At 65.6% G+C, this 25,583-nt stretch carries 20 protein-coding genes and 4 tRNA genes; 17 read left to right on the forward strand and 7 right to left on the reverse strand.

Annotation, left to right across the window (positions count from 1 at the left end; genetic code table 11):
* Positions 1–2: 2 nt before the first annotated feature.
* The 14 genes from BM115_RS08960 to BM115_RS09025 all read left to right on the forward strand — a co-directional run bounded on the left by BM115_RS08960 (position 3) and on the right by BM115_RS09025 (position 12,673).
* Positions 3–2,234: a RelA/SpoT family protein gene (locus tag BM115_RS08960; protein WP_092292795.1), complete on the forward strand. Its 2,232-nt coding sequence runs from the start codon at positions 3–5 to the stop codon at positions 2,232–2,234.
* Positions 2,235–2,255: 21 nt separating this feature from the next.
* Positions 2,256–2,332 (forward strand) — tRNA-Val (locus BM115_RS08965).
* Between the two features lie 376 nt (positions 2,333–2,708).
* Positions 2,709–4,616: a threonine--tRNA ligase gene (gene thrS, locus BM115_RS08970; protein ID WP_092292797.1), complete on the forward strand. Its 1,908-nt coding sequence runs from the start codon at positions 2,709–2,711 to the stop codon at positions 4,614–4,616.
* A gap of 47 nt (positions 4,617–4,663) precedes the next feature.
* A complete protein-coding gene (gene infC / locus BM115_RS08975) occupies positions 4,664–5,185 on the forward strand; it encodes a translation initiation factor IF-3 (RefSeq protein ID WP_092292799.1) in 522 nt (173 codons plus the stop codon).
* Between the two features lie 167 nt (positions 5,186–5,352).
* Complete coding sequence (rpmI, locus tag BM115_RS08980; RefSeq protein ID WP_006575466.1) at positions 5,353–5,550, forward strand: 50S ribosomal protein L35; 198 nt, start codon at positions 5,353–5,355, stop codon at positions 5,548–5,550.
* Between the two features lie 26 nt (positions 5,551–5,576).
* The gene (rplT, locus tag BM115_RS08985; RefSeq protein ID WP_092292801.1) at positions 5,577–5,933 is read left to right on the forward strand and encodes a 50S ribosomal protein L20; all 357 of its coding nucleotides are present in this window, start codon (positions 5,577–5,579) and stop codon (positions 5,931–5,933) included.
* 181 nt (positions 5,934–6,114) lie between these two features.
* Positions 6,115–7,140 carry a phenylalanine--tRNA ligase subunit alpha gene (gene pheS, locus BM115_RS08990; RefSeq protein WP_177219888.1) on the forward strand — a complete coding sequence of 342 codons (1,026 nt, stop codon included), beginning with the start codon at positions 6,115–6,117 and terminating at the stop codon, positions 7,138–7,140.
* A 66-nt stretch (positions 7,141–7,206) separates the two neighbouring features.
* Positions 7,207–9,654, forward strand: a complete 2,448-nt coding sequence (gene pheT / locus BM115_RS08995) for a phenylalanine--tRNA ligase subunit beta (protein ID WP_092292805.1) — start codon at positions 7,207–7,209, stop codon at positions 9,652–9,654.
* A gap of 74 nt (positions 9,655–9,728) precedes the next feature.
* On the forward strand, positions 9,729–10,145 hold the full coding sequence (locus BM115_RS09000; protein ID WP_092292807.1) for an integration host factor subunit alpha: 417 nt from the start codon (positions 9,729–9,731) through the stop codon (positions 10,143–10,145).
* A 201-nt stretch (positions 10,146–10,346) separates the two neighbouring features.
* Positions 10,347–10,781: a MerR family transcriptional regulator gene (locus BM115_RS09005; RefSeq protein WP_092292809.1), complete on the forward strand. Its 435-nt coding sequence runs from the start codon at positions 10,347–10,349 to the stop codon at positions 10,779–10,781.
* A 64-nt stretch (positions 10,782–10,845) separates the two neighbouring features.
* Positions 10,846–10,922, forward strand: a tRNA-Pro gene (locus BM115_RS09010).
* 460 nt (positions 10,923–11,382) lie between these two features.
* A complete protein-coding gene (locus BM115_RS09015) occupies positions 11,383–11,799 on the forward strand; it encodes a hypothetical protein (RefSeq protein WP_092292811.1) in 417 nt (138 codons plus the stop codon).
* A gap of 178 nt (positions 11,800–11,977) precedes the next feature.
* Positions 11,978–12,196, forward strand: coding sequence for a hypothetical protein (locus BM115_RS09020; RefSeq protein WP_092292813.1), 219 nt, complete (start codon positions 11,978–11,980; stop codon positions 12,194–12,196).
* Positions 12,197–12,274: 78 nt separating this feature from the next.
* Positions 12,275–12,673 (forward strand): hypothetical protein, encoded by a 399-nt coding sequence (locus BM115_RS09025; RefSeq protein ID WP_092292815.1) that lies wholly within the window; start codon positions 12,275–12,277, stop codon positions 12,671–12,673.
* A gap of 55 nt (positions 12,674–12,728) precedes the next feature.
* On the opposite strand, the gene BM115_RS09030 is transcribed toward BM115_RS09025, so the two are convergent.
* The 5 genes from BM115_RS09030 to BM115_RS09050 all read right to left on the reverse strand — a co-directional run bounded on the left by BM115_RS09030 (position 12,729) and on the right by BM115_RS09050 (position 20,351).
* Complete coding sequence (locus BM115_RS09030) at positions 12,729–17,606, reverse strand: NAD-glutamate dehydrogenase (RefSeq protein ID WP_092292817.1); 4,878 nt, start codon at positions 17,604–17,606, stop codon at positions 12,729–12,731.
* 131 nt (positions 17,607–17,737) lie between these two features.
* Positions 17,738–18,259, reverse strand: a complete 522-nt coding sequence (locus BM115_RS09035; protein WP_092292819.1) for a MarR family transcriptional regulator — start codon at positions 18,257–18,259, stop codon at positions 17,738–17,740.
* A gap of 291 nt (positions 18,260–18,550) precedes the next feature.
* A complete protein-coding gene (locus tag BM115_RS09040; RefSeq protein ID WP_092292821.1) occupies positions 18,551–18,883 on the reverse strand; it encodes a hypothetical protein in 333 nt (110 codons plus the stop codon).
* Positions 18,884–19,078: 195 nt separating this feature from the next.
* Complete coding sequence (locus BM115_RS09045) at positions 19,079–20,059, reverse strand: Bug family tripartite tricarboxylate transporter substrate binding protein (RefSeq protein WP_092292823.1); 981 nt, start codon at positions 20,057–20,059, stop codon at positions 19,079–19,081.
* A 216-nt stretch (positions 20,060–20,275) separates the two neighbouring features.
* Positions 20,276–20,351, reverse strand: a tRNA-Lys gene (locus tag BM115_RS09050).
* Positions 20,352–20,467: 116 nt separating this feature from the next.
* Between BM115_RS09050 and BM115_RS09055 the strand changes: the two genes are divergently transcribed.
* Both BM115_RS09055 and BM115_RS09060 read left to right on the forward strand, forming a co-directional pair.
* The gene (locus BM115_RS09055) at positions 20,468–21,367 is read left to right on the forward strand and encodes a LysR family transcriptional regulator (RefSeq protein WP_092292825.1); all 900 of its coding nucleotides are present in this window, start codon (positions 20,468–20,470) and stop codon (positions 21,365–21,367) included.
* A 126-nt stretch (positions 21,368–21,493) separates the two neighbouring features.
* Entirely contained in the window at positions 21,494–22,882 is a 1,389-nt protein-coding gene (locus BM115_RS09060; RefSeq protein WP_092292827.1) for an 8-oxoguanine deaminase, read from the forward strand.
* A gap of 64 nt (positions 22,883–22,946) precedes the next feature.
* Here the strand turns inward: BM115_RS09060 and BM115_RS09065 are convergent.
* Positions 22,947–23,022, reverse strand: a tRNA-Lys gene (locus tag BM115_RS09065).
* A gap of 257 nt (positions 23,023–23,279) precedes the next feature.
* On the opposite strand from BM115_RS09065, the gene BM115_RS09070 reads away from it, so the two are divergent.
* The gene (locus tag BM115_RS09070; RefSeq protein ID WP_092293309.1) at positions 23,280–23,543 is read left to right on the forward strand and encodes a DUF1488 family protein; all 264 of its coding nucleotides are present in this window, start codon (positions 23,280–23,282) and stop codon (positions 23,541–23,543) included.
* A gap of 140 nt (positions 23,544–23,683) precedes the next feature.
* On the opposite strand, the gene BM115_RS09075 is transcribed toward BM115_RS09070, so the two are convergent.
* On the reverse strand, positions 23,684–25,573 hold the full coding sequence (locus BM115_RS09075; protein ID WP_092292829.1) for a SulP family inorganic anion transporter: 1,890 nt from the start codon (positions 25,571–25,573) through the stop codon (positions 23,684–23,686).
* Positions 25,574–25,583 lie beyond the last annotated feature (10 nt).

Consider the following 25,583-nt stretch of genomic DNA (forward strand, 5'->3'; position numbering starts at 1 on the left):
ACATGGTGACGTCCACCGATCTCACGAGCCAGGTCGCCGGCGTGCCCGATGCCGGGCTGGTCGAGCGCGCGCTGGCTTTCGTGCGGGAGACCGCCGACGGGGCGACGCCCGCGATGCTGCCCACCGGCGAGACCGTCCTGTCTCACGCCGAGGGGATGCTGCGCATCCTCGACGGCCTGCGCGTGGATGACGCCGCGCGCGCCGCGGCCTGCCTGTTCGCGATGGCGGCCTTCGTGCCGGACACCGAGCCCGAGATCGAGCCGCGTTTTGGCGAGGAAGTCGCGCGGCTGGTGAAGGGCGTGCGACAACTGTTGCGCATCGGCGCCATCGCGGTGTCGCAGACCGATGTCTCGGAATCGTCGAAATCCGAAGTCGCCGCCCGCCAGGAGCAGGTGGAGGCGCTGCGCAAGATGCTGCTGGCCTTCGCCCAGGACATCCGCGTGGTGCTGGTGCGGCTGGCCTCGCGGCTCCAGACGCTGCGCTGGCTCGCGCAGACCAAGAACATGCCGCTGCCGGGCGTGGCGCGCGAGACGCTGGACATCTACGCGCCACTGGCCAACCGGCTCGGGATCTGGCAGATGAAGTGGGAGTTGGAGGACCTTGCTTTCCGCTTCGAACAGCCCGATACCTACAAGCGCATCGCAAAACTGCTAGACGAGAAGCGGATCGAGCGCGAGAGCTATATCTCGCAGGCGATCGAGCGGCTGCAGTCGGAACTGGCCTCGGCCGGCATCCCCGCCGAGGTCACCGGCCGGCCCAAGCACATCTACAGCATCTGGAAGAAGATGCGCGGCAAGGAACTCGATTTTGCCGATTTGTACGATGTGCGCGCGTTCCGCGTGATCGTGGATGACATCAAGGATTGCTACACGGTCCTCGGCATCGTCCACCATATCTGGCAGCCGATTCCGCGCGAGTTCGACGACTATATTTCCCGACCGAAGTCCAACGGCTACAAGTCCCTGCACACGGTGGTCATCGGCGACGATGGCCGCGCGTTCGAGGTGCAGATCCGCACGCAGGAGATGCACCACTTCGCCGAATACGGCGTGGCGGCGCACTGGCGCTACAAGGAAGCCGGCAGCAAGGGCTACAGCGGACAGTTCTCGGCCAGCGAACGCTACGACGAGAAGATCGCGTGGCTGCGCCAGTTGCTGGCGTGGAAGGACGATGCCGACCACTCGGTCGCGCACGAGGATTCGCCGTGGGAGCAACTCAAGCATGCGGCCATCGACGACCATATCTATGTGCTGACCCCGCAGGCGCGCGTGGTGGCGATGCCGCAGGGCGCTACGCCGGTGGACTTCGCCTATTACCTGCATAGCGATCTCGGCCACCGCTGCCGTGGCGCGCGCGTGGACGGGGCGATGGTGCCGCTGAACACGCCGCTACGGAACGGGCAGACCGTGGAGATCGTGGCGGTGAAGCAGGGCGGGCCGTCGCGCGACTGGCTCAACACGGAACTTGGCTATCTTGCGAGTAGCCGGGCGCGGTCCAAGGTGCGCGCGTGGTTCAACGCGCTGGACTCACAGGAGACCATCGCGCAGGGCCGGGCGCTGATCGAAAAAACCCTGCAGCGCGAGGGCAAGACGGCTGTCAACCTCGACGACCTGGCCAGCCGGCTCAGCTTCAAGACGCCGGAGGACCTGTTCGCGGCGGTGGCGAAGGAGGAGTTCAGCCTGCGTCACGTGGAGCATGCGCTGCGGCACCCGGAGGGCGAGGCCCAGCCGCAATTCAACGAGGAAGAGGCCGTCACCAAGAAGAGCCGCGCGACCAGCGTGGCGCGCGGCGCCAAGAGCGGCGTGCTGGTGGTGGGGGTGGATTCGCTGATGACGCAGATGTCGCGCTGCTGCAAGCCGGCGCCGCCGGACGAGATTGTCGGATTCGTCACGCGCGGGCGCGGCGTGTCGATCCATCGCCGCAATTGCCATACGTTCCAGCAGTTGTCGTCGCGCGCGCCCGAGCGCGTGATCCAGACGGAATGGGGCAAGCGCAGCGATGCCGTGTACCCGGTGGACATCCACGTGGAAGCGGTGGACCGCCAGGGCCTGCTGCGCGATATCTCCGAAGTGCTGTCACGCGAGAAGATCAACGTCACCGGCGTGAAGACGCTTTCGAGCAAGGGCGTGGCGAAGATGCAGTTCACGGCCGAGGTCTCGGAAGCCACGCAGCTGCAACGTGCGCTTTCCATCATCGAAGATGTACAAGGGGTGTTGCAGGCGAAAAGAAAGTGATGCTATACTTGCGGCTTCGCTAGGCTCGTAGCTCAGCTGGTTAGAGCACCACCTTGACATGGTGGGGGTCGTTGGTTCGAGTCCAATCGAGCCTACCAACGAATTGCAGTAAAGCAGTAAAAATACGTATTACCCCGTCGGCATCGAAGGCTGGCGTGACGGCAGATCCGATCGACTTCTACAGGCACGGAAACGCATCATGAACAAGACAACTCGAACTACTTCCGCTGGTTAGCGACAGTAGTCGAGGTGCGCCTTCGCCCCGGGGTGATCCGGGTAGATTGAGAAAAACGCGGCCTTGGCCGCGTTTTTTTTTCGTCTGTCGTTCGCCAGCGGCCTGATAAGCTGCCGCATCGTCCGCGATGCGCGGCAAGAAACAAATGGTGGCTGGCTTCGCCGCTGCCGCAGACTTTGACTTTGATCCGCCCGCCAAGGCGCAGAATGCCGGCGAGCGGACCCCTCAAAAGGTGCAAGATGATCGCAATCACGCTGCCGGACGGTTCCCGTCGCGAGTTCCCCGGCCCCGTCACGGTGGCCGAAGTGGCCCAGAGCATCGGCTCGGGCCTGGCCAAGGCGGCACTCGCCGGCAAGGTCGATGGCCAGCTCGTCGATACGAGCTACCGGATCGACCGTGACGCCGCGCTCGCCATCGTCACGGACAAGGACGCCGATGGCGTCGACGTGATCCGCCACTCGACGGCTCACTTGCTGGCCTACGCCGTCAAGGAGCTGTATCCCGAGGCGCAGGTGACGATCGGCCCGGTCATCGACAACGGTTTCTACTACGACTTCGCCTACAAGCGCCCCTTCACGCCCGAAGACCTCGTCGCCATCGAGAAGAAGATGACGGAACTGGCCCGCAAGGACGAGAAAGTCACGCGCGAAGTGTGGAACCGCGACGAGGCGGTGGCGCTGTTCGAGTCGATGGGCGAGAAGTACAAGGCCGAGATCATCGCGTCGATTCCGGCGGATCAGGAAATCGGCCTCTATCGCGAAGGCAATTTCGTCGATCTGTGCCGCGGCCCGCACGTGCCGTCCACGGGCAAGCTCAAGGTCTTCAAGCTGATGAAGGTGGCCGGTGCCTACTGGCGCGGCGATTCGAACAACGAGATGCTCCAGCGCGTCTACGGCACGGCCTGGGCGAAGAAGGAAGACCAGGACGCCTACCTGACGATGCTGGAAGAGGCCGAGAAGCGCGATCACCGCAAGCTCGGCAAGCTGCTCGACCTGTTCCACCTGCAGGAGGAAGCGCCGGGCATGGTGTTCTGGCACCCGAAGGGCTGGCAGGTCTGGCAGGCCGTGGAGCAGTACATGCGCGGCCGCCTGGGCGAGGCCAAGTACGAAGAAGTCCGCACGCCGCAGGTGATGGATCGTTCGCTCTGGGAAAAGTCCGGCCACTGGCAGAACTACAAGGAGAACATGTTCGTCACGGAATCGGAGAAGCGCGACTACGCGATCAAGCCGATGAACTGCCCCGGACATGTGCAGATCTTCAACCACGGGCTGCGTTCGTACCGTGACCTGCCGCTGCGCCTGGCTGAGTTCGGCGCCTGCCATCGCAACGAGCCGTCGGGTGCGCTGCACGGGCTGATGCGCGTGCGCGGCTTTGTGCAGGATGATGCGCACATCTTCTGCACGGAAGCGCAGATCGTGGAAGAGGCGAAGGCGTTCAACGAACTCGCGTTCTCGATCTATGACGATTTCGGCTTCAAGGACGTGGCGGTCAAGCTGTCGCTGCGCCCGCCCCAGCGCGCCGGTTCGGACGAGATCTGGGATCACGCCGAGGAAGGCCTGCGCCTGGCGCTGCGTGCCTGCGGCGTGGAGTGGGAAGAGCTGCCGGGTGAGGGCGCCTTCTACGGCCCGAAGGTCGAATACCACATCAAGGACGCCATCGGCCGCTCGTGGCAGTGCGGCACGCTGCAGCTGGATCTGGTGCTGCCGGAGCGGCTGGGTGCTGAATACGTCGCCGAGGACAACTCGCGCAAGCGTCCGGTCATGCTCCACCGCGCCATTCTCGGTTCGTTCGAGCGCTTCCTGGGCATCCTGCTCGAAAACCATGCGGGTGCCTTGCCCGCCTGGCTCGCGCCGGAGCAGGTGGTGGTCCTGAATATTGCCGATTCGCAGTCGGAATATGCCGAAAGCGTCGTGCAACTCTTGCAAAAACAAGGGTTTAGGGCCAAGGCCGATTTGCGTAACGAGAAAATTACGTATAAAATCCGCGAGCATTCTCTCCAGAAGATTCCCTACCTGCTGGTAGTGGGCGAAAAGGAGAAGGATGCCAGTCAAGTGGCCGTGCGTGCCCGTGGCAACGTGGATCTGGGTGTGATGCCCGTCTCCGCGTTTGTGGAACGTCTCCAACAGGACGTTGCCAACAAGGCCTGAGGGTGCTGAGCACGGCTTGTTTTTTTGTCTTCTTGAGGTAACGGAACATCGCTACAGACAAAGGTCACCGTATCAACCGTGAGATCAGCGCGCCGGAACTGCGCCTGGTAGGGGTTGATAACGAGCAGCTCGGCATCGTCAAGTTCATGGACGCATTGCGCCTGGCCGAGGACAAGGACTTGGATCTCGTGGAAATCGCGCCCAACGCGGCTCCACCCGTGGCCCGCATCATGGACTACGGCAAGTTCAAGTATGAGGAAGCCAAGCGCGCCCATGACGCCAAGCTCAAGCAGAAGATCATCCAGGTCAAGGAAGTGAAGTTCCGCCCTGGCACGGATGATGGCGACTACAACGTCAAGCTGCGCAACCTGAAGCGTTTCCTGGAAGATGGTGACAAGACCAAGATCACGCTGCGTTTCCGCGGCCGTGAGATGGCCCACCAGGAAATCGGTGCGCGCGTGCTGGAGCGTCTGAAGGCGGACCTGGAGGAGTTGGGTCAGGTCGAGCAGATGCCGAAGATGGAAGGCCGCCAGATGGTGATGGTGCTGGCCCCCAAGAAGAAGAAGTAATTCTCGCGCGGGGCGACGGCCGGGGTGCCAGGTGCATCCCGGCGTCGTGCTGCGCGGAAAACAGTATGCGGTCCCCGTGGCTGCGTACAAAAACAAGTGGATGCGGGTCTTGCAAGCGTCGGCGTGAGCCGTCCACCTGCATGCATGTCATAGAGCTGGAGTTTTTCATGCCTAAGATGAAGACCAAGAAAAGCGCCTCCAAGCGCTTTACGGCGCGCCCGAACGGTTCGTTCAAGCGCGGCCAGGCCTTCAAGCGTCACATCCTGACCAAGAAGACCACCAAGAACAAGCGTCAACTGCGCGGCACCCAGGACGTCCATGAGACGAACCTGAAGTCGGTTCGCGCGATGATGCCCTACGCATAACCCAACGACAACGAAAGGAGTAATACATGCCTCGAGTCAAACGTGGGGTCACTGCACGGGCCCGTCACAAGAAAGTCATCGACGCTGCCAAGGGTTACCGCGGCCGTCGCAATAACGTCTATCGTATCGCCAAGCAGGCGGTCATGCGTGCTGGCCAGTACGCATACCGCGATCGTCGCAACAAGAAGCGCGTGTTCCGCGCGCTCTGGATTGCACGTATCAACGCGGCAACGCGTGAGCATGGCCTGACCTACAGCGTGTTCATGAACGGCCTGAAGAAGGCTTCGATTGAACTGGACCGCAAGGTGCTGTCGGACATGGCTATCCACGACAAGCCTGCCTTTGCCGCCATCGTCAACCAGGTGAAAGCCTCCGTTGCCTGATGCCGGCTGCGGAAGCGCCCCAGGGCGCTTCCCGGCAAGCGCCGACCGCCAGGTCTGCTGAAACGGGGCTCCTCACCGAGCCCCGTTTTCATTTCGAATGCCGTGTCATGCGCACTGAAACGGCACCCGAAATGAGATACCGCACACAGTGCTAACCCTTTCCACGATTGCCGTCATGTCCCTGGATCTGGATCAAATCGTCGCCGATGCACAGGCCGCCTTCGCCGCCGCCAACGACAACGCCACGCTGGAAAATGAAAAGGCCCGCTTCCTGGGCAAGACCGGGGCGCTGACCGAGCTGCTCAAGGGCCTGGGCAAGCTCGACCCCGAGGCGCGCAAGACCGAAGGCGCGCGTATCAACCAGATCAAGCAGCAGGTGGAAGGTGCGCTGCAAGCGCGCCGCCAGGCGCTGGCTGATGCGCTGATGAACGCGCGTCTGGCCGCCGAGGCCATCGACGTGACGCTGCCCGGCCGCGCCACGTCGCGCGGCAGCCTGCATCCGGTCATGCGCACGTGGGAGCGCGTGGAGCAGATCTTCGGCTCCATCGGCTTCGACGTGGCGGATGGTCCCGAGATCGAGACCGACTGGATGAACTTCACCGCGCTGAACAACCCGGACAACCATCCGGCCCGTTCGATGCAGGACACGTTCTATGTGGACGGCCGCGACAGCGACGACAAGCTGCTGCTCCTGCGCACGCACACCAGCCCGATGCAGGTGCGCTACGCCCGCATGCACGTGCAGAAGTACGCCGGCAAGGACATGCCGCCGATCAAGGTGATCTGCCCGGGCCGCACCTACCGCGTGGACAGCGACGCTACGCACTCGCCGATGTTCAACCAGGTGGAAGGACTGTGGATTGGCGAGCATGTGAGCTTTGCCGACCTGAAGGGCGTCTACACCGATTTCCTGCGCAAGTTCTTCGAGCGCGATGACATCCAGGTGCGCTTCCGCCCGTCGTACTTCCCGTTCACCGAGCCGTCGGCGGAAATCGACATGGCCTTCGGCAGCGGCCGCTGGCTGGAGATCTCGGGCTCGGGCCAGGTACATCCGAACGTGCTGCGCAACATGGGCCTCGACCCCGAGCGCTATATCGGCTTCGCGTTCGGCTCCGGCCTCGAGCGCCTGACGATGCTGCGCTATGGCATCAACGACCTGCGGCTGTTCTTCGAAGGCGACGTGCGCTTCCTGCGCCAGTTCGCCTGACCTGTCCCAGGCCGCATCGCCCATCGTCACAGAACATCACAGAATACCTACCGGATCAGAAGCGCCATGCAATTCTCGGAATCCTGGCTTCGTACTTTCGCCAATCCTGAAAAGATCTCGACCGACGCGCTGTCGCACAGCCTGACCATGGCCGGGCTCGAGGTGGAAGAGGTTGGCCCCGTCGCGCCGCCGTTCAGCAAGATCGTCGTGGCCCGTGTGCTGGCCACCGAGCGCCATCCCAACGCCGACCGTCTCAATGTCTGCCAGGTCGATGCCGGCACCGGCGAGACGCTCCAGATCGTCTGTGGCGCGCCCAACGTCAAGCCCGGCATCCTGGTGCCGTGCGCGATGGTCGGCGCCGTGCTGCCGCCGGCGGAAGCGGGCGGCGCGCCGTTCGAGATCAAGATCGGCAAGCTGCGTGGCGTGGAAAGCTACGGCATGTTGTGCTCGGCGCGCGAGCTGAAGCTGTCCGAGGATCACGGCGGCCTGATGGTCCTGCCGGACGACGCCCCGGTCGGCCAGGATATTCGTCAGTATCTGGATCTGGACGATCAGATTTTCACGATCAAGCTGACGCCGAACAAGGCGGACTGCCTGTCGATCCACGGCGTGGCGCGTGAAGTTTCCGCGCTGACCGGCGCCGCGCTGACGCTGCCGGACATGAAGCCGGTGACCGTCACGCTCGCCGACAAGCTGCCGGTGAAGATCTCGGCGTCGGACCTCTGCGGCCGCTTCTCGGGCCGTGTGATCCGCGGTGTGAACGCGCGTGCCGCCACCCCCGCGTGGATGGTGCAGCGCCTGGAGCGCTCGGGCCAGCGCAGCATCTCGGCGCTGGTGGACATCTCCAACTATGTGATGCTGGAGCTGGGCCGTCCGAGCCACGTGTTCGATCTCGACAAGATCCACGGCGGGCTGGACGTACGCTGGGGCCGCAAGGGCGAGCAGCTCAAGCTGCTGAACGGCAACACGGTCGACGTGGACGAGCAGGTGGGCGTGATCGCCGACGACAAGGAGATCGAGAGCCTGGCCGGCATCATGGGCGGCGACAGCACCGCCGTGTCGCTGGACACGACCAACATCTACCTGGAAGCCGCATTCTGGTGGCCGAACGCCATCCAGGGCCGCGCGCGCCGCTACAACTTCTCGACCGATGCCGCACACCGCTTCGAACGCGGCGTGGACTACGCCACGACGGTAGAGCACATCGAGCGCATTACCGCGCTGATCCTCGACATCTGCGGCGGCCAGGCCGGCCCGGTGGACGATCAGGTCGTGAACCTGCCCGAGCGCAAGCCGGTGAGCCTGCGCGTGGCGCGTGCCGAGCGCGTGCTGGGCATCGAACTGTCTTCGGCCGCCATCGCCGACGTGTTCCAGCGCCTGAACCTGCCGTTCACGCGCTCGGAAGGCGCCGAGGGCGAGGTGTTCGCCGTCACGCCGCCGAGCTACCGCTTCGACATCGAGATCGAGGAAGACCTGATCGAGGAAGTGGCGCGCATCTATGGCTTCGAGCGGATTCCCACGCTGCCGCCGATCGCCGAGAGCGAGATGCGTCCGACCAACGAGGCACGCCGCTCTACCCATGTGGTGCGTCACGCGCTGGCCGCCCGCGACTACCAGGAGGTGATCAACTTCGCCTTCGTGGAAGAGAAGTGGGAGCGTGACTTCGCCAGCAACGACAACCCGATCCGCCTGCTGAACCCGATCGCGAGCCAGCTGGCCGTGATGCGTTCGACGCTGCTTGGCGGGCTGGTGGACAAGGTCCGTTACAACCTCAACCGCAAGGCCGCGCGCGTGCGCCTGTTCGAAGTGGGCCGCGTGTTCCATCGCGACGGCAACGTGACGGATGGCGGCCTGACCGTGGCTGGCTATCACCAGCCGATGGTGGCCGCCGGCATCGCCTACGGCCCGGCATTCGACGAGCAGTGGGGTATCGCCACGCGTCCGGTGGACTTCTTCGATGTGAAGGGCGACGTGGAGTCGCTGTTCCATCCGCGTACGGCGCGTTTCGAGCCGGTGGCGCATCCCGCGCTGCATCCGGGCCGCGCCGCGCGTGTGATCGTGGACGGCAAGCCGGTTGGCGTGGTGGGCGAGCTGCACCCACGCTGGCTCCAGGAATACGAGCTGACGCAAGCGCCCGTGGCCTTCGAGCTGGACCTTGATGCCCTGCGCGACGTCGGTCTGCCGGCGTACACAGAGATCTCGAAGTTCCCGGCCGCCGTGCGCGACCTGGCCGTGGTGGTCAAGCAGTCGGTGCGCGTGCAGGACCTGCTCGATGCGATGCGCGCGGCGCTGGACCAAGGCGGTTTTGGCCACTACGTGCAGAGCCTGGTGCTGTTCGACGAGTTCCGTCCGAAGGCGGCTTCGGCCGCCATCGGGGCTGACGAGAAAAGCCTTGCGTTCCGTGTGACGTTGCAAGATACTGGGGCGACCCTCCAGGACGAGACGGTCGACAGCGCGGTGCGCTGTATGATCGATGCGCTGGCAGCGGGCTTCTCGGCCCGTCTGCGCGGATAGGTCGCTGAAACCTGGGGCGTCCGGGCACAGCTCCCGGGCGGATCGCCAGACAGACCTCAGAAGAGCGATCAAGAATGAACGATCGAGACGCGAATTCCATGAATGCTGCAGACCTGGGCGAGGTCAGCGACCGGCACGCCGCCTCACTGGACGACGCATCGCCGGAAGCCCGCGCGACCGAAGTGCCCACCCTCACGAAGGCCGAACTTGCAGAGATGCTGTTCGACCAGGTTGGCCTGAACAAACGTGAATCCAAGGACATGGTCGAAGCCTTCTTCGACGTGATTCGTGAAGCCTTGGAACATGGTGACAGCGTCAAGCTGTCCGGCTTCGGCAACTTCCAGTTGCGCGACAAGCCGCAGCGTCCAGGCCGCAACCCCAAGACGGGCGAAATCATCCCCATCACCGCGCGCCGCGTGGTGACGTTCCACGCCAGCCAGAAACTCAAGGGCCTGGTCGAGGAGCGCGCCGATCTGGCTGTGCCGGGCTGACGGTCCGCTGCTGGGAGTTTTCCGCTGGCGTTTCGCGCTGGCGCCTCCCGGCGCGTCGCGGCTGTCCGACACGCCACGCCACGCCTCCTGCCTCGAACGGTGGATTGCCCACGGCACTTGCAGTCTGTATCCTGCAATGCTCGCGCGCATGTCGCGCCAACCGAGTCGCGCCTTTCGGCCTGACGCCTGACTTCCCATCGCATGTCGGAAAAATCCAGCGAGCGCGTTGCGCTGCCGCCGATTCCCGCAAAACGCTACTTCACGATTGGCGAAGTGAGCGAGCTTTGCGCCGTCAAGCCGCACGTGCTGCGGTACTGGGAACAGGAGTTCACCCAGCTCAAGCCGGTGAAGCGGCGCGGCAATCGACGTTACTATCAGCATCACGAAGTGCTGCTGATCCGGCGTATCCGCGAGTTGCTGTACGAGCAGGGATTCACCATCAACGGGGCGCGCAACCGCCTCGACGATGGTCGCCATCATGGCCTCGGCGCGCCGCTGGAGGAGGGCGAGACCGAGTCGGTGGTGCCGGTCGCCACGGCGCCTGTGCTGTCGGTCGACCTCAATACTTTGCGCGGCGAGCTGGTGGCAGTGCAAAACCTGCTGGCGCAATTGAAAGAGATCGCGCGGCATGGATAATTTTGCAATGCGCCGTGCCAATGACTAGCCACCGATCGATTGTTGCTGATATAATCTTTTGCTTCGGGGCGTAGCGCAGCCTGGTAGCGTACCTGCATGGGGTGCAGGTGGTCGGAGGTTCAAATCCTCTCGCCCCGACCAGACAAGGAACCCGCTTGGTGTCAAAACCAAGCGGGTTTTTCTTTGGCATTGCGCACGGGTTTCGCGCCCGGCGCTTGATGCGTCGCAAAACTTCTTTACATTTCCTGCGTTCCCTCACGCGGCATCGTGGCCTAGCCTAGGACGATGATTTGAAACGCAGGGTGAGTCATGAGTTGGCGTGATGTTTTCCTGATCGGCACCGGCTGGGTCGGTGCCTGTATGGCGGTTGGCTGGCTGCTGACCACGGTGGTGAAACTCCTCGAATGAACGGCGCGTTCCGTACGTAATCCCCCGACGAAGAAACGCCGCCCGATTTTCTCGGCGCGGCGTTTTTCATTATGGGTTGCGGCGGCGCCGTTTGAATGCACCGTGCAGGTCGCTTTGGTATAACCTGAAATCAGGGAACCTCCGATTCTCCTGCGCGTCTCGCCATAGGAGAGCATCGCTGCGGGAGGGCGCGATGGGGCAACGTGAACTCAGGGCCTGCTGGTTTGGCGCGGGCGTGTTGGTCGGCGCGATGGCCGCGAGCCTGTGCGCGATGCGCGCCATGTCTCGCGCACGGACCGATGTGTCCGCGAATTTGTCTCCGGATGTCTCGGCGGATGTCTCGCCGGCTGCCTCGCCCGTCGAGGATGCCGCCCGGGCACCGTCCGCGGCGCCGGAGAGCGGCGCGGACATGTTCGAATACCGCGGCTTCGTGGTGCACCTGTTCTGGCAGGCGCTCGCTCCGGCACGGTACAAGGCCTGGTGCGATATCTGGGAGGCCGGCGCGATAGTGCAGGAGGCGGGCGGTCCGCCGGCCACGTATCCGACCGCTGCCGAGGCACGCATGGCGGCTGGCGCCTGGGCACGGCACTGGGTCCAGAACAACGGCTGATGTCGCAGATTCGGTAAAACGAAGCACGCTTCGTGGCCTGATCGATCCCAATCTATTCTCAACATAACGCCGCTGTGACGCCCGCTATCCCGCCAAGGTAGGGGCCAAATGGCGGCCCTGCATGGTGTGACGCGACAGACACACGTGTTACGATTTGCAGCGTCTTTTGGAGTCCGTGATGTTTGTATGTCAGAACCAACCCTGTGGTGCGCGCTGGAAGCCCGCCGAGGTGGTGATCAAGAACGAGGGGCAGGGCCCCATCTTCCGCTGCCCGCTCTGCGGCGCGCGCAACCGCCTGATGGCCTCGCATCGTGCGGACGGCAGCATCGACTACAAGCAACTCCGGCGCGAAGCCTCGGGCGCGGATGCCGCGCCGCCGAAAGCTCGACGGAGCTGATCGACGTAAAGGGGGTCGACGCGCATGGCGAAAAGCAAGACGCCTCAAGCCGGCGACTGTGGGACCGTTAAGACGGAGATGGACATCAGCGACTTATCCCACGACGCCGCCTCCAATGCCGAGCTCATTGGATGGTCAGGTGCATCCCCACAAGTGATTGCCCGCGTGCTCAATGCCGCGCTGGCCGCGCAGGACCTGTCCGGCTTCGCCGCATTGCTGTCCGACATTGCGCGCGACCGCGGCCTGAAGGGCGCGCGCGGCACGCACCAGTCGATCTACGACATGCCGTACGCGAGCTTGCTGCCGCGTCAGAAGCACCTGCTGGCCGATGCGTTCGACCTCTTCCTCCGCCTGGGTCTGGAGTTCCGCGCGCGCGGCGACGGCAGCGACGACCTTGACGGCGCCGAAGACGACGACCTGCCCGCGCTGCGCGACATGGACGACGATGACGATGTCATCGACATCGACGAGCGCTGACGGCTAGCCACTAGCCGTCGCTAGCCGTCAATCAGCGCCCGCCGCCTGGGGCCGGTCAGGCGCGCTCCAGCAAGCCGATTTCCTTCACCGCAACGGACAGCATCGACAACGCCGAGGCCCCCGTGGCGCCCGACGCGCGCTGGTCGGCCAGCATCTGTGCGAAGCGGTCCAGCGCCACCTGTCGGCTCTTGCGCCAGTCCTCGATCAGCGCCGGGGCGTCCTCCACCTCGCGCGACTGGCCCAGCACGCTGGTCGTCAGCGCGCGCTTGAGCCGCCCCAGGTCTTCCAGCGTGGTCGTGCGGGCGAGCAGGTCCCAGTGTGTGTCCGCCGGCAGTGAGAACGCGCGCTCGCGCAGCCATCCGAAATTGAGTTCCGAATCGAGGGCGAAGTAGACCGCTGCCACGGTGTCCAGGCTGCGCTGGCAGGCGGCTGCAACCTCGGCCACGTCGAGCGAGGCCGCAGCCGCATCGCTGGCGGCCACGCGCAGGGCGAGGTCGTCGTCCACACCGGCTTCGATCAGCGTCATCGCCCGCTCAGCCATGGCCTCTGCGCCCTCGGGCGGCAGCAGCTTGGGCAGTTGCGGCGTGAGCCAGCGCGCGGCTTCGACGAAGCGCGTCGCGCCGGGCTCTACCGTGCCGCCGCCGCGCAGGTAGCGCACGAACCAGAGCGTGGCGCGCTCGAGCAGCCGCGCCAGCGCGCCGAACATCTGCGCCTGGATGGCGTCGTCCACGCGGTTGTCGAAGGCGTCGATGCGCGCCCAGATCCCGGACAGCCCGAACACGTCACGCGCCAGCAGGCAGGCGCGCACGATATCGGCCGGACGCCCGTCGGTCTCCTCCATCAGATGATGGACGAAGGTCGGCCCGACGCGGTTCACGAGGATGTTGGTCAGGTGCGTGGCGAGGATTTCGCGCCGCAGCGGATGCCGCTGCATCGGCTCGGCATGGCGCACGCGCAGCGGCTCGGGGAAGTAGTCGGCCAACAGCGTCGAGACGAGCGCGTCCTCGGGCAGGTCCGAGACCAGCAGCTCGTCGTACAACCACATCTTGCTATAGGCCAGCAGCACCGCACGCTCGGGCGACGTCAGCCCCGCGCCGAGTGCCTTGCGTTCGGCGATCTCGTCCTCGGGCGGCAGGAATTCGAGCGGACGGTTGAGCCGGCCCGCGCGCTCGAGCCAGCGGATCAGCCGCGCCTCGGCGTCGAGCAGTTCCGTGGCCTGACGGCCCGCCACGGAGAGCGCCTGGGTCTGGTAGTAGTTGTCCTGGAGCACCAGCAGGCCCACCTCGTCGGTCATCTCGGCCAGCAGCGTATTGCGCTGCTTGATGGTCATCTCGCCGTCGGCCATCACGATGCCTAGCAGAATCTTGATATTGACCTCGTGATCGGAGCAATCGACGCCGGCCGAATTGTCGATGGCATCGGTATTGATCCGGCCCCCCTTGCGCGCGAACTCGATGCGGCCAAGCTGGGTGAAGCCGAGATTGCCGCCTTCGCCCACCACCTTGCAGCGCAGTTCGGCGCCGTTCACGCGCACCGCATCGTTGGTGCGGTCGCCGGCTTGCTGATGGGTCTCGGACGCAGCCTTGACGTAGGTGCCGATGCCGCCGTTGTAGAGCAGGTCGACGGGCGCCATCAGCAGCGCGTGGATCAGGTCCGCCGGCGACAGCGTGCTGGTCGTGATCCCCAGCGCCGCCTGCACCTGCGGCGTGAGCGCGATGGTCTTGGCCGTGCGCGGATAGATGCCGCCGCCGGCCGAGATCAGCGCGGTGTCGTAGTCGGCCCAGCTCGAACGGGGCAGGGCGAACAGCCGCGCGCGCTCGGCCAGGCTCCTGGCGCAGTCGGGGTCCGGGTCGAGGAAGATGTGCCGATGGTCGAACGCGGCCAGCAGCTTGATGTGCGGAGAAAGCAGCATGCCGTTGCCGAACACGTCGCCGGACATGTCACCGATGCCCACTACCGTGAACGGCGTGGTCTGGATATCAACGCCCATCTCGCGGAAATGGCGCTTCACGCTCTCCCACGCGCCGCGCGCGGTGATCGCCATCTTCTTGTGGTCGTAGCCGACCGAGCCGCCCGACGCGAAGGCGTCGTCGAGCCAGAAGCGGTACTCGCCCGAGATGGCGTTGGCGTAGTCGGAGAACGTCGCGGTGCCCTTGTCGGCGGCCACCACGAGGTAGGGGTCCGATTCGTCGTGGCGCACCACTTCGGGCGGCGGCACGATGTCGCCGGAGACGAGGTTGTCGGTCAGGTCGAGCAGCCCGCGCAGGAAGGTCTGGTAGCAGGCCACGCCTTCGGCCAGATAGGCGTCGCGGTCGGTGGCGGGCGGCGGGCGCTTGACCACGAAGCCGCCTTTCGAGCCCACCGGCACGATCACCACGTTCTTCACCATCTGCGCCTTCATCAGGCCCAGCACCTCGGTGCGGAAGTCCTCGCGCCGGTCCGACCAGCGCAGCCCGCCCCGGGCCACCCGGCCGCCGCGCAGATGCACCCCCTCCACGCGCGGCGAGTAGACCCAGATCTCGAACATCGGCCGTGGCTCGGGCAGGCCCTGCACCAGCGCCGGATTGAACTTGAATGAGACGTAGGGGCGCGGCTGGCCCTCCGCGTCGCGGTGGAAGTAGTTGGTCCGCACCGTGGCCGCGATCACGTTCAGGAACAGGCGCAGGATGCGGTCCTCGTCGAGGTTGGGCACCTTGTCTAGCGCGGCGTCGATCTCGGCCAGCAGGCGCTGGGTGCGCGTCTCGTCACCCGGCGTGGCCACGGCAGGGTCGAAGCGGGCCACGAACAGCGCCACAAGCAGCGCGGCGATATTCGGATTGCTGGTCAGCGCGCGCTCGATATAGGCATTGCTGAAGGTCGAGCCCACTTGCCGCAGGTACTTGGCAAACGCACGCAGGATGGTCACGTCGCGCGCGGCCAGCCCGGCGCGTAGGACGAGCCGATTGAAATCGTCGTTTTCGATCTCGCCGTTCCAGGCCCGCGCGAAGGCGTCCTCGAACAGCGGCTTCACGCGCTCGATCTCCACGTCCAGAGGGCGGCCCTCGGGGTCAGCGGCAATCTCCAGGCCGAAGTCGTGGATCCACACCGGCGCGCCGGCATCGGGCTCGATCAGGTAGGGGCGCTCCTCGTCCACGCGCACGCCCAGGTGTTCGAGCATCGGCAGGCTCAGGGACAGCGCGATGGGCTCCCCGGCGCGGAAGACCTTGAAGCGGAACGCGCCCGGCGCGGCCTCGATGGGCCGGTACAGGTTCATGGCGAGGCCGCTCGGGTGCTGGCGCGCGTGCTCCATCAGCTCGATGTCGCGCACGGCGGTGCGGGCAGCGTAGTCCTCGCGGTAGCCGGCGGGGAAGGCGTCGCAGTAGCGGCGCAGCAGCACGATGCCTTGTTCCTCGCCCCGGCTGACGTGGAGCGCGGTGGCCAGGTCGTCCTGCCAGCGGCGCGTGGCCTGCACGATGCGCTCTTCCAGCTCGCGGGTGTCCACCTCGGGCATGGTGCCCGGCTCGCCACGCACGGTGAGCTGAATGCGCGCCAGCGGGGATTCGGACAGCAGCGGCGTGAACTCGCAGCTGGTGCCATGGAACGCCTCCACCAGCAGCTTCTGGATGCGCTGGCGCAGGTCGGTGTTGTACTTGTCGCGCGGCACGAAGACCAGGCACGAGATAAATCGGTCGAAGCGGTCGCGCCGCACGAACAGCCGGATGCGCTGGTGCTCCTGCAGCCGCAGGATGCCGATGGCGATCTCGAACAGCTCGTCCTCGTCGGCCTGGAACAGGTCATCGCGCGGATATTGCTCGAGGATGGTGACCAGCGACTTGTACAGGTGGCCCTTGGTCAGGAAGCCGGCGCGCGCCAGGATGTTGGCGCACTTGCGCCGCGCCAGCGGAATCTCGCTGGTGCTGACCATATAGGCCGTGGACGTGTACAGCCCCACGAAGCGTCGTTCGCCGAACAGCTTGCCGTTGGCGTCGAGCAGCTTCACGCCCACATAGTCGAGATAGCCGGGCCGATGGACGGTCGCGCGCGAGTTGGCCTTGGTCAGGAAGATTGGCGAGGCCCCTTCGATGACGCTCGCGGCGGCGGCGGGCAGCGGGGTCAGGTCGTCCTCGCCCGGATCGCGCAGCGCTTCGCGCAGGATGCCCGCGCCCGAGCCCGGCACGCCGCGCAGGAAGTACTGGCCGTCGCGTGGCACCAGCTCGTAGTCGCGCTGGCCGAGGAAGGTGAAATGGTCGTCGAGCAGCCATTCGAGGAAGGCGCGGGCCTCCACCGATTCCGGGCTCGCGGCGTCCGGCGCGCGGCCCATGCTGGCGACGGTGTCCTCGGCCACCTGCTGCATGCGCGGCCAGTCTTCCACGGCGGCGCGCACATCGCCGAGGATGCGGGCGATGCCGGTGCGCAGCGTTTCCAGCCGGGCGCCTTCGCCGGTGCGGTCCACCTCGAAATGCATGAACGATTCGAGCCGGCAGGTGGTGTTGCCGGCCGGGTCGGCGTCGTTCCGCCCGCCCAGGCCCACCCGCAGGATCGTGCCCTTGGCATCGCGGCAGATGTTGAAGACCGGGTGGATGGTCGAATGGAGCGTCAGGCCGAGCCGGTTGATCTCCATCGTGATCGAATCGACGAGGAACGGCATGTCGTCGTTGACGATCTCGATGATCGTATGGTCCGAGTGCCAGCCGTGTTCCTCGAGCTTCGGGTTGTAGACCCGCACGCGCGCGGTGCCCGGCACGAACTTCTGGGCGGTCTGCCAATGGGCCATGATCGCGCCGTAGAGGTCCGCCACGTTGCGTGCGAGCAGGTCCTCGGCATCGGCCAGGTCGTAGTAGTGGCGCAGCAGGGGTTCCAGCACCTCGAACGTGGCGGCGGGGAGCCGCTCGCGCGCGAGCGCGACGAGGTCATCCAGCAACTGCGCGACTTTTTCTTCGTTTTCCGGAGGCATGGCATCTCCTCGGCGTGTGCCGGTGCATGCTCATACTGTAGGAAAGTTTTGACCTGCCCGGGTGACAAAACACGTCAGCGGGCAGGTTGAGACGGGCGAGGCGCCCGGGGATCAGATGAAGCGCAAGCGGGTCAGGCGGCCACGGCGCGCAGCGCGGCGCGGCCGACCTCGGGCGGTACGACCACGGAGCTTTCGGAGCGCTCCCATGCGGCATTGCGGCGATGGCGCTCGGCATGGTCCTGCAGCGTGCCGGTCATGCGATGCAGCAGGCCGGTCAGCGCCACGCGCTCCTCGGCATTGAACTGGCCCACCGAGACCGAGTGCAGGGCCTTCACGCCCTGGCCGGCACGGTCCAGCCGCGCGGCGGCGCTGGCCGCGATGCGCGGGGCGCCATTGGCCTCGAACGCCAGCCAGCCTTCCTCGCGCAACTCGTTGAGCAGCCGTTCGGTCTGGGCCACGTCCATGAACACGGCGGCCGACAACGGCAATCCGCGGCGGAAGGTGCCGGTGTGGATGGCGCGCAGCAACAGCCATTTCGGATAGGTCAGCCCCGAGACAGACAAGGTCTGTTCGAGGGCGGCTTGCCACGCGGTCACGGCGTCGACAAGCGCGAGCACGATCGGCTCATTGATTTCGAGTGCTTTCGGCTGCATTGGCTCAGGTCTCCCAATCTGGGTTTGCCGCCTGCTTGCATCGTCTGTGCATGGGCCGGTGCATTGGCCGGCCCGGGCGGCACCGCTGCCTGCCTCTGATAGTGGGCGGGTCATCCGGTAGGCGAGACACTATCAGTAATGTATGGACATGGGTGTGACAGATCGGGTAAGTCCTAATCAGCCTTTTGCACGAGGTGCCGTGCGCACCTCGTGGCGGGGGCGTGTGGCCCCAAAAACAAAACAGCCCGCGACATGCGCGGGCTGCTTTCGCAAAACGACGACCTGGGTCGCTTACTGCTTCTTGGCGCCGTCGGTGTAGACGTCAGGCTTGCCGGACTTCGCACCATCGGTGTACGGGTCAGCCTTGCCGACCTTGGCGCCGTCCGTGTACGGATCGGCCTTCTTCGGGGCGAGATCGGTCTGCGTGGACTTCTTCGCGCCGTCGGTGTACGGGTCGAACTTGCCGGACTTGGCCGTGTTGGCGTGCGGGCTGGCCTTCTTGGTATGGCTGCCGCTGTGGATGTCGCCACCGTCCGTGTAGTTCTTCTGTGCGTGCGCCAGTTGCATGGTGCCCAGGCTGGCCAGCGCAGCAATGATCAGGGTCGGTACGGTCTTCTTCAGCATCTTCAATCCTCGCAGGTAATGCGCCATATCCGGGAATTCGTCGGAGGTCGTCAGATTCCGTACAGATACAGCAGATGAGAAAAATGGCTTTGTTACTACTGTACCGGGGTGCGCGTGCAGCAGCCAGCAATTTTGTAGATCCTGCGCTCGGGCGATGCTGCCGCCACACCACGGTGGCGGCAGGGGAGGCAGGTATTACTCCAGCGTGATGTTCTGGTCCACCGCGATCTTCTTGCGGAGGTCCAGTTCGCGCTTGATCTGGGCGGCGTACTGCTGCGAGGTGTTGCCGTCCGGATAGGCGCCGCTGTCATGCAGGCGCTTCTTCACGGCGGGGTCCTGAAGTGCCTTGATCGCCGCATCGTGGATCTTGGCGACGATGGCCGGCGGCGTGCCGGCCGGTGCCACCAGCCCGTACCAGGCCATGTTGTTCATGTCCTTCATGCCTTCCTCTGCGAAGGTGGGCACGTCAGGCAGGCCTTCCACGCGCTTGGGCGCGGCGACCGCCAGCGCGCGCAGGCGGCTGGACTGGATGAAGGGCATCGACGACGGCAGGTTGTCGAACTGGGCGTTGACCTGGCCGGCCAGCGTGTCGTTCAGGGCGGGGCCCGATCCACGGTAAGGAATGTGGACCATATCGGCCTTGGTGATGTACTTGAACAGCTCGCCATCGAGGTGCGAAATGCTGCCCTTGCCGGCCGAGGCGTAGCTGTACTTGCCCGGGTTGGCCTTCAGCAGTGCGACGAATTCCTTGAGATTCTTCGCCGGCACCTTGGGGTTCACGGTCAGCACGTTCGGCACGTTCACCAGGTTGGTGATCGGCGCGAAGTCCTTGATCGGATCGTACGGATTCTTGGCGTTGGTGGCCGGGTTGGTCGCCATCGTGCTCACGGTGGCGATGCCGAGCGTGTAGCCGTCCGGCGCGGACTTGGCCAGCGCGTCGGCGCCGATTGCGCCGCCGCCACCGCCACGGTTCTCCACCACCACGGGCTGGCCCAGCTCGCGGCCCAGTGCGTCGGACACGGCGCGGCCGACGATGTCGGTGGTGCCGCCCGCCGCGAACGGTACGATCAGGCGGATCGGCTTGTTGGGATACGCCTGCGCGTGGGCGATGCCCGCTTGTGCCAGGCCCAGCATGGCCAGGGCGACGGCCGCGCCCGCTTTCAGAACTGCTTTCAAGAGATGCCTCCGGTATTGTCTAGTTCCGCAATACGGAACTTCGTTCCGTGATGTGCGTTGACAGGCATTCAACCCTGAAAGGGTTCTGCAGGGAAATCGGTGAGAACCCGGTGGCGGGCGGGAAAGTGCGGCGCAATGCCGCTGAGGCGAAGCAAAAACGTCGATGCAAAGCAAAAAGCCCGGAACCTTGTGGATTCCGGGCTTTTCTGAATTCGCTGGTGGGGCGTGAGTGACTCGAACACTCGACCTACGGATTAAGAGTCCGCTGCTCTACCAACTGAGCTAACGCCCCAACGAAGAAAAAGATTGTAGCAAGGTACCGAATACGACGCAAGCCCCTCGGCGCATTTTTTTGCACCGCAATGCCAGCGGATTACAATGCGCGCACTTCGGCTTCCGGGCATCTCCATGCACGCGCGCGTTCTGCGGTATTTCGACGAGGTGGTCCGGCGCGGCTCCATCCGCCGCGCGGCCGAGCATCTGCATGTGGCGCCGACGGCCATCAATCGCCAGATCCTCGATCTGGAGGCCGAACTGGGCGCGCCGCTGTTCGAGCGCATCCACAAACGCCTGCACCTGACGCCGCTGGGCGAGATGGTGCTCGCCCATGTGCGCCAGACGCTACGCGAGCACGACGCGCTCCAGGCGCGCATCGCCGAGATCAAGGGCGCGCGGCGCGGCATGGTTACCGTGGCCACCACCTCCGGGCTGGCCGGCGCGCTGATGCCCTCGCTCGTCCACGACTTCCGCCAGCAGCATCCGGGCATCGCCGTGCGCGTGGCGGATCTGCCGGTGGACGGCATCGTCGCCGCGGTGGAGCAGGGCGATGCTGACCTCGGGCTCGGCTACGACCTGCCCGAAGTGGCCGCCTTCCGCGTGGCCGCGAGCCGTGACTGGTCGATTGGCGCGGTGGTCGCGCCCGGTCATCCGCTGGCCGCGCAGCCCTCCGCGCTGCTCGCCGAGGTGGCCGGCTATCCGTTGATCCTGCCCGCGCCGACACTGTCGATCCGCGCCTTGGTGGACGACGCCTTCGCCCGCCAATCGATCGACGTCACACCCGCTGTGGAATCGACCTCGGTGGTGCTGATCCAGCGCCTGGCGGCGGCCGGCGGCGGCGTGGCGCTACTCAATCCGCTTGATGTGATGGAAGACCGCGCGCGCGGCGCGCTGGTTTTCGTACCGTTGCGCGATGGGGGCCTGCAGCGCCAGACTCTGCGGCTGGTGGCGCGGGCGCGCGGGCCGATGAGCGCGGCGGGCGAGTTGATGGCGCAGGCCATCGGCGCAGCGCTGGACGGGTTGTTCCGCTGACTTGGTGGGCTCTTGCGCGGCGACCTGTCCACAAATTGTGGACACCTACGTCGAAATTTGACGCTTTGGCGCGCTGGGTGGCGCCAGTAGACTCCGGGGTGTCCGCAACTTCGATACACCTACGCCATGACCCTGATCCTCCAGCACGCCGATGTCCTCGTGACCATGGACACGCAACGCCGCGAAATCGCGGACGGCGCGCTGGTCGCCAACGGCCCCGCCATCGAGTGGGTCGGCCCCACCGCGGATCTCCCGGAAGCCTGGCGGCGCATGGCCGACGAAGGCCGCGCCGAAGTCATCGACATGCGCGGCCACGTGGTTATGCCGGGGCTGGTGAATACGCACCATCACATGTACCAGAGCCTGACGCGCGCCGTGCCGGCCGCGCAGGATGCCGAGCTGTTCTCGTGGCTGACCAATCTCTACATGCTGTGGTCGCACCTCACGCCGGAGATGATCCGCGTATCCACGCAGACGGCGATGGCCGAGCTGATGCTGTCCGGCTGCACGACGACGAGCGATCACCTCTACCTGTATCCGAACGGGTCGCGGCTGGATGATTCGATCGAGGCGGCGCAGCAGATGGGCATGCGCTTCCACGCGGCGCGCGGCTCGATGAGCGTCGGGCGCAGCCAGGGTGGCTTGCCGCCGGACGTGGTGGTGGAGTCGGAAACCGCCATCCTGCGCGACAGCCAGCGGCTGGTGGAGCAGTATCACGACGATTCCCGCCACGCCATGCTGCGCATGGTGCTGGCGCCGTGCTCGCCGTTCTCGGTCTCGCGTGACCTGATGCGCGAGTCGGCGGTCATGGCGCGCCACTACGGCGTCTCCCTGCACACCCACCTGGCCGAGAACGACAACGACATCGCCTATTCGCGCGAGAAATTCGGCCTCACGCCGGCGCAGTACGCCGAGGAGCTGGGCTGGGTCGGTCACGATGTCTGGCACGCGCACTGCGTGAAGCTGGACGACGAGGGCGTGGCGCTGTTCGCGCGCACCGGCACGGGCGTGGCCCATTGCCCGTGTTCGAACATGCGGCTGGCGTCCGGCATCGCGCCGATCCGCCGGATGCGGGATGCCGGCGTGCCGGTGGGCCTGGGCGTGGACGGCAGTGCATCGAACGATGGCGCCCATATGCTGGGCGAGGCGCGCCAGGCCATGCTGCTGCAGCGCGTGGGCTTCGGCCCGGCGGCGATGAGCGCGCGCGAGGCGCTGGAGATTGCCACCCTCGGCGGCGCGCGGGTGCTGAACCGTGACGATATCGGCGCGCTGGCCCCGGGCATGTCGGCGGACATCGTCGCCTTCGACATGTCGGGCGTGGGCTACGCGGGCGCCGGGCATGATCCGGTGGCGGCACTGGTCTTCTGCACGCCGGGCAATGTGGCCACGAGCATCATCAACGGCCGCGTGGTGGTGCGCGACGGCGAACTGCTGACGGCCGACCTGCCCGTGGTGCTTGGCGATCACCGCCGGCTGGCGCGCACGCTGTTCGAGCGGGCGGCCGGCGCGGATTGATGCAGGCGGACCAAGAATAAGAAAAGCCCGGAATCATTGCTGATTCCGGGCTTTTTGAATTCGCTGGTGGGGCGTGAGTGACTCGAACACTCGACCTACGGATTAAGAGTCCGCTGCTCTACCAACTGAGCTAACGCCCCAACGAAGACCGAGATTTTATCACCGTTTTCAGCGTTGTCAAATATTCCATGCATGGCCCCGCGCCAGTGGCGCTCACGGCATTGTCATGTCGCCGTGCGACCCTGTTGCGCTCGGCGCCATGCCGACGGAACTTGCATCCCGTCGCGCTGGTCAGTGAGACGAATCGCATTCACATGGCACAGTGCAGGGGATCGCAGACGATTGGCGTCGAGCCATGTTAGGATGCTTCTCCACTTGCATATGGAGGGCTGTGATGATGGAAATCAAATTCCAAGAGCAAGATCGCTACGACATCAATAATGAGGGCCTGCTGTTCCACGCGATTGTCGATGGTGAGCAAGTGACCTGCGTGGTGACACGCGAGGCACTGTGGGAAGGCTTCAGTGCCGACCAGGTGCTGTCGCTGGAAGAGGCGTTCCGCGCCGGTCGCGAGACCATCGAGCGCGCCGCCGTGGTACTGATCGAGCAGGGCGTGCCCCAGCCGGTCGTGGTGAAGCGCGCCCACGTGGCGCCAGTCTGATGGCGTCGGCAACGGCGTCCGTGTAAGGCGACGGCAGCAACCCTCCGCCGCCGGTTTCGGCACGGTTTCCCTACCGGCCGACCGGCGCACATTCTGGCTACATCCCTTAGTTTTCTACGTTTTCCCTACCGGTTCAGGGCCTAGGTCTTGGCGGTTTCCTGCGTGCCGGTCTCCGGTGCGTCAGCCGCTTCGGCATCCGCTGGTACCGGTGCGGGCGCTTCCGCGCCGCCGGGCTGCTGTGCGCATTCCTCGAAGATGCGCACGTGGCATTGCGCGCAGATTTCCGGGGACAGTTGCCGGACGATCGTGTGCAGCGCCTGCCGCTTGGTCTGGAAGATGTGGTCGCGCCCGAGCTTGTCGGTGAAGCCGGTCTGCTCCCACGTCTCCAGCACCTGCGTGCGCGGACGGTGGAAGTAGAGGTCGCCGCCGGCCGCGCGCCGCTCGGCCAGTTCCGTCTCCCACATCTCGGCGCCGGCCAGGTCGATGAAGTTCATGCTCTTGGTCATCGCCAGCAGGCGCGTCTGGCCGGGGTTGACCGTGCGCAGCCAGTGCAGCCGGTCCGTCACGTACTGCACCGCGCCGAAGTAGATCGCGCCTTCCATGCGTAGCAGCTTCAGCTGCGGGCATTCGGGCTGCGGGCGACGGAGTTCGTCGAGCGGGGTGAAGCGGCGGCCGGGATCGTCTGCGTCGGGCACGAGGCTACGCACGGCCGGACGCGAGGTGCGGTACAGGTAGGCCACCAGCGACAGGATGGTGCCGAGCAGCACCGCCATCTCCAGCCGGATCACCAGCGTAGCGGCGAAGGTGCCCACCGCGATGGCGAACTCCGTGCGCGAGAGGTCGGCGATGCGCCGCAGCCGTGCCAGGTCCAGCAGGCCCCAGGCCACCAGCAGCAGCATTGCCGCGATGGCCGCCAGCGGGATCTGCGCCAGCAGCGGGGCGCTGACCATGACCAGCACCACCAGCAGCACCGCCGAGAACACGCTCGCCAGCGGCGTCTGCGCGCCGGCCTCGAAGTTCGGCATCGACCGGTTCAGCGAGCCGCACGAGATATAGCTGGAAAACAATCCGCCCGCGATATTGGAGAGCCCCTGGCCGATGAACTCGCGGTTGGCATCCACATGCTGGCCCGAGCGCGCCGCGACAGCCTTGGCGATCGAGATCGACTGCCCGAGCGCGACAATGGTCAGCGCGGCGGCAATGCCGAGCAGGTCCGGCACGGTACGCCAGTTGATGTCCGGCACCTGGAAGGGCGGCAACGCCGACGGAATCGGCCCGACCACGTTCACATGGTGCGCGCCATCCCAATGGTTGAGCGCCAGCGCCACGCCGAAGCCGCCCACCAGCCCGATCAGCATGAACGGCAGCCGGCGCGAGATGCGCCGCACCACCAGCGTGACCGCCAGCGTGACCGCGCCGACAATCACGGCGCTCCAGTTGATCGTGGCGGCATTCTCGAACAGGAAGCGGACCACGCCGAACGCGCTGGTGCCGGTGGGCACCGCCAGCCCGAACAGGTCCTTCAAGGCATAGAGTCCGATCAGCGTGGCCGCGCCGCAGGTGAAGCCGAGCAGCACCGACGGCGAGATGAAGTTGGCCAGCGACCCCAGCCGCAGGGCACCCACCGCCAGCTGCAACACCCCGACGAGGATCGTCACGGCCAGCGCCAGCGCGATGTAGGCTGGGCTGCCGACGAACGCCACCGGACTCAGCATGGCGAACAGCGCCAGCGAGTTGGCATTGGTCGGCCCCGACATCACATGCCAGCTCGAACCGAACAGCGCCGCGACGATGCACGGCACCACGGCGGTATAGATGCCGTACTGCGGTGGCAGGCCGGCCAGCGTGGCAAACGCCACGCCCTGCGGCAGCACCAGCACGGCGCCGAGCAGCCCGGCGATGAGATCGGCGCGCAGCGCGGCCCGCGTTACGCGGTGGCGCCATGGGAACAGCCGGAGCAGGCGATTGCCCGCATCCGCCGCCGGTTTAGGGGATGGCGGGGATGGTGGGGAAAGCGGGGGCGCAGTCATCCGACGATGA

The organism is Cupriavidus sp. OV096 (assembly GCF_900115455.1).
In the GTDB taxonomy this organism is placed as follows: Bacteria; Pseudomonadota; Gammaproteobacteria; order Burkholderiales; family Burkholderiaceae; genus Cupriavidus.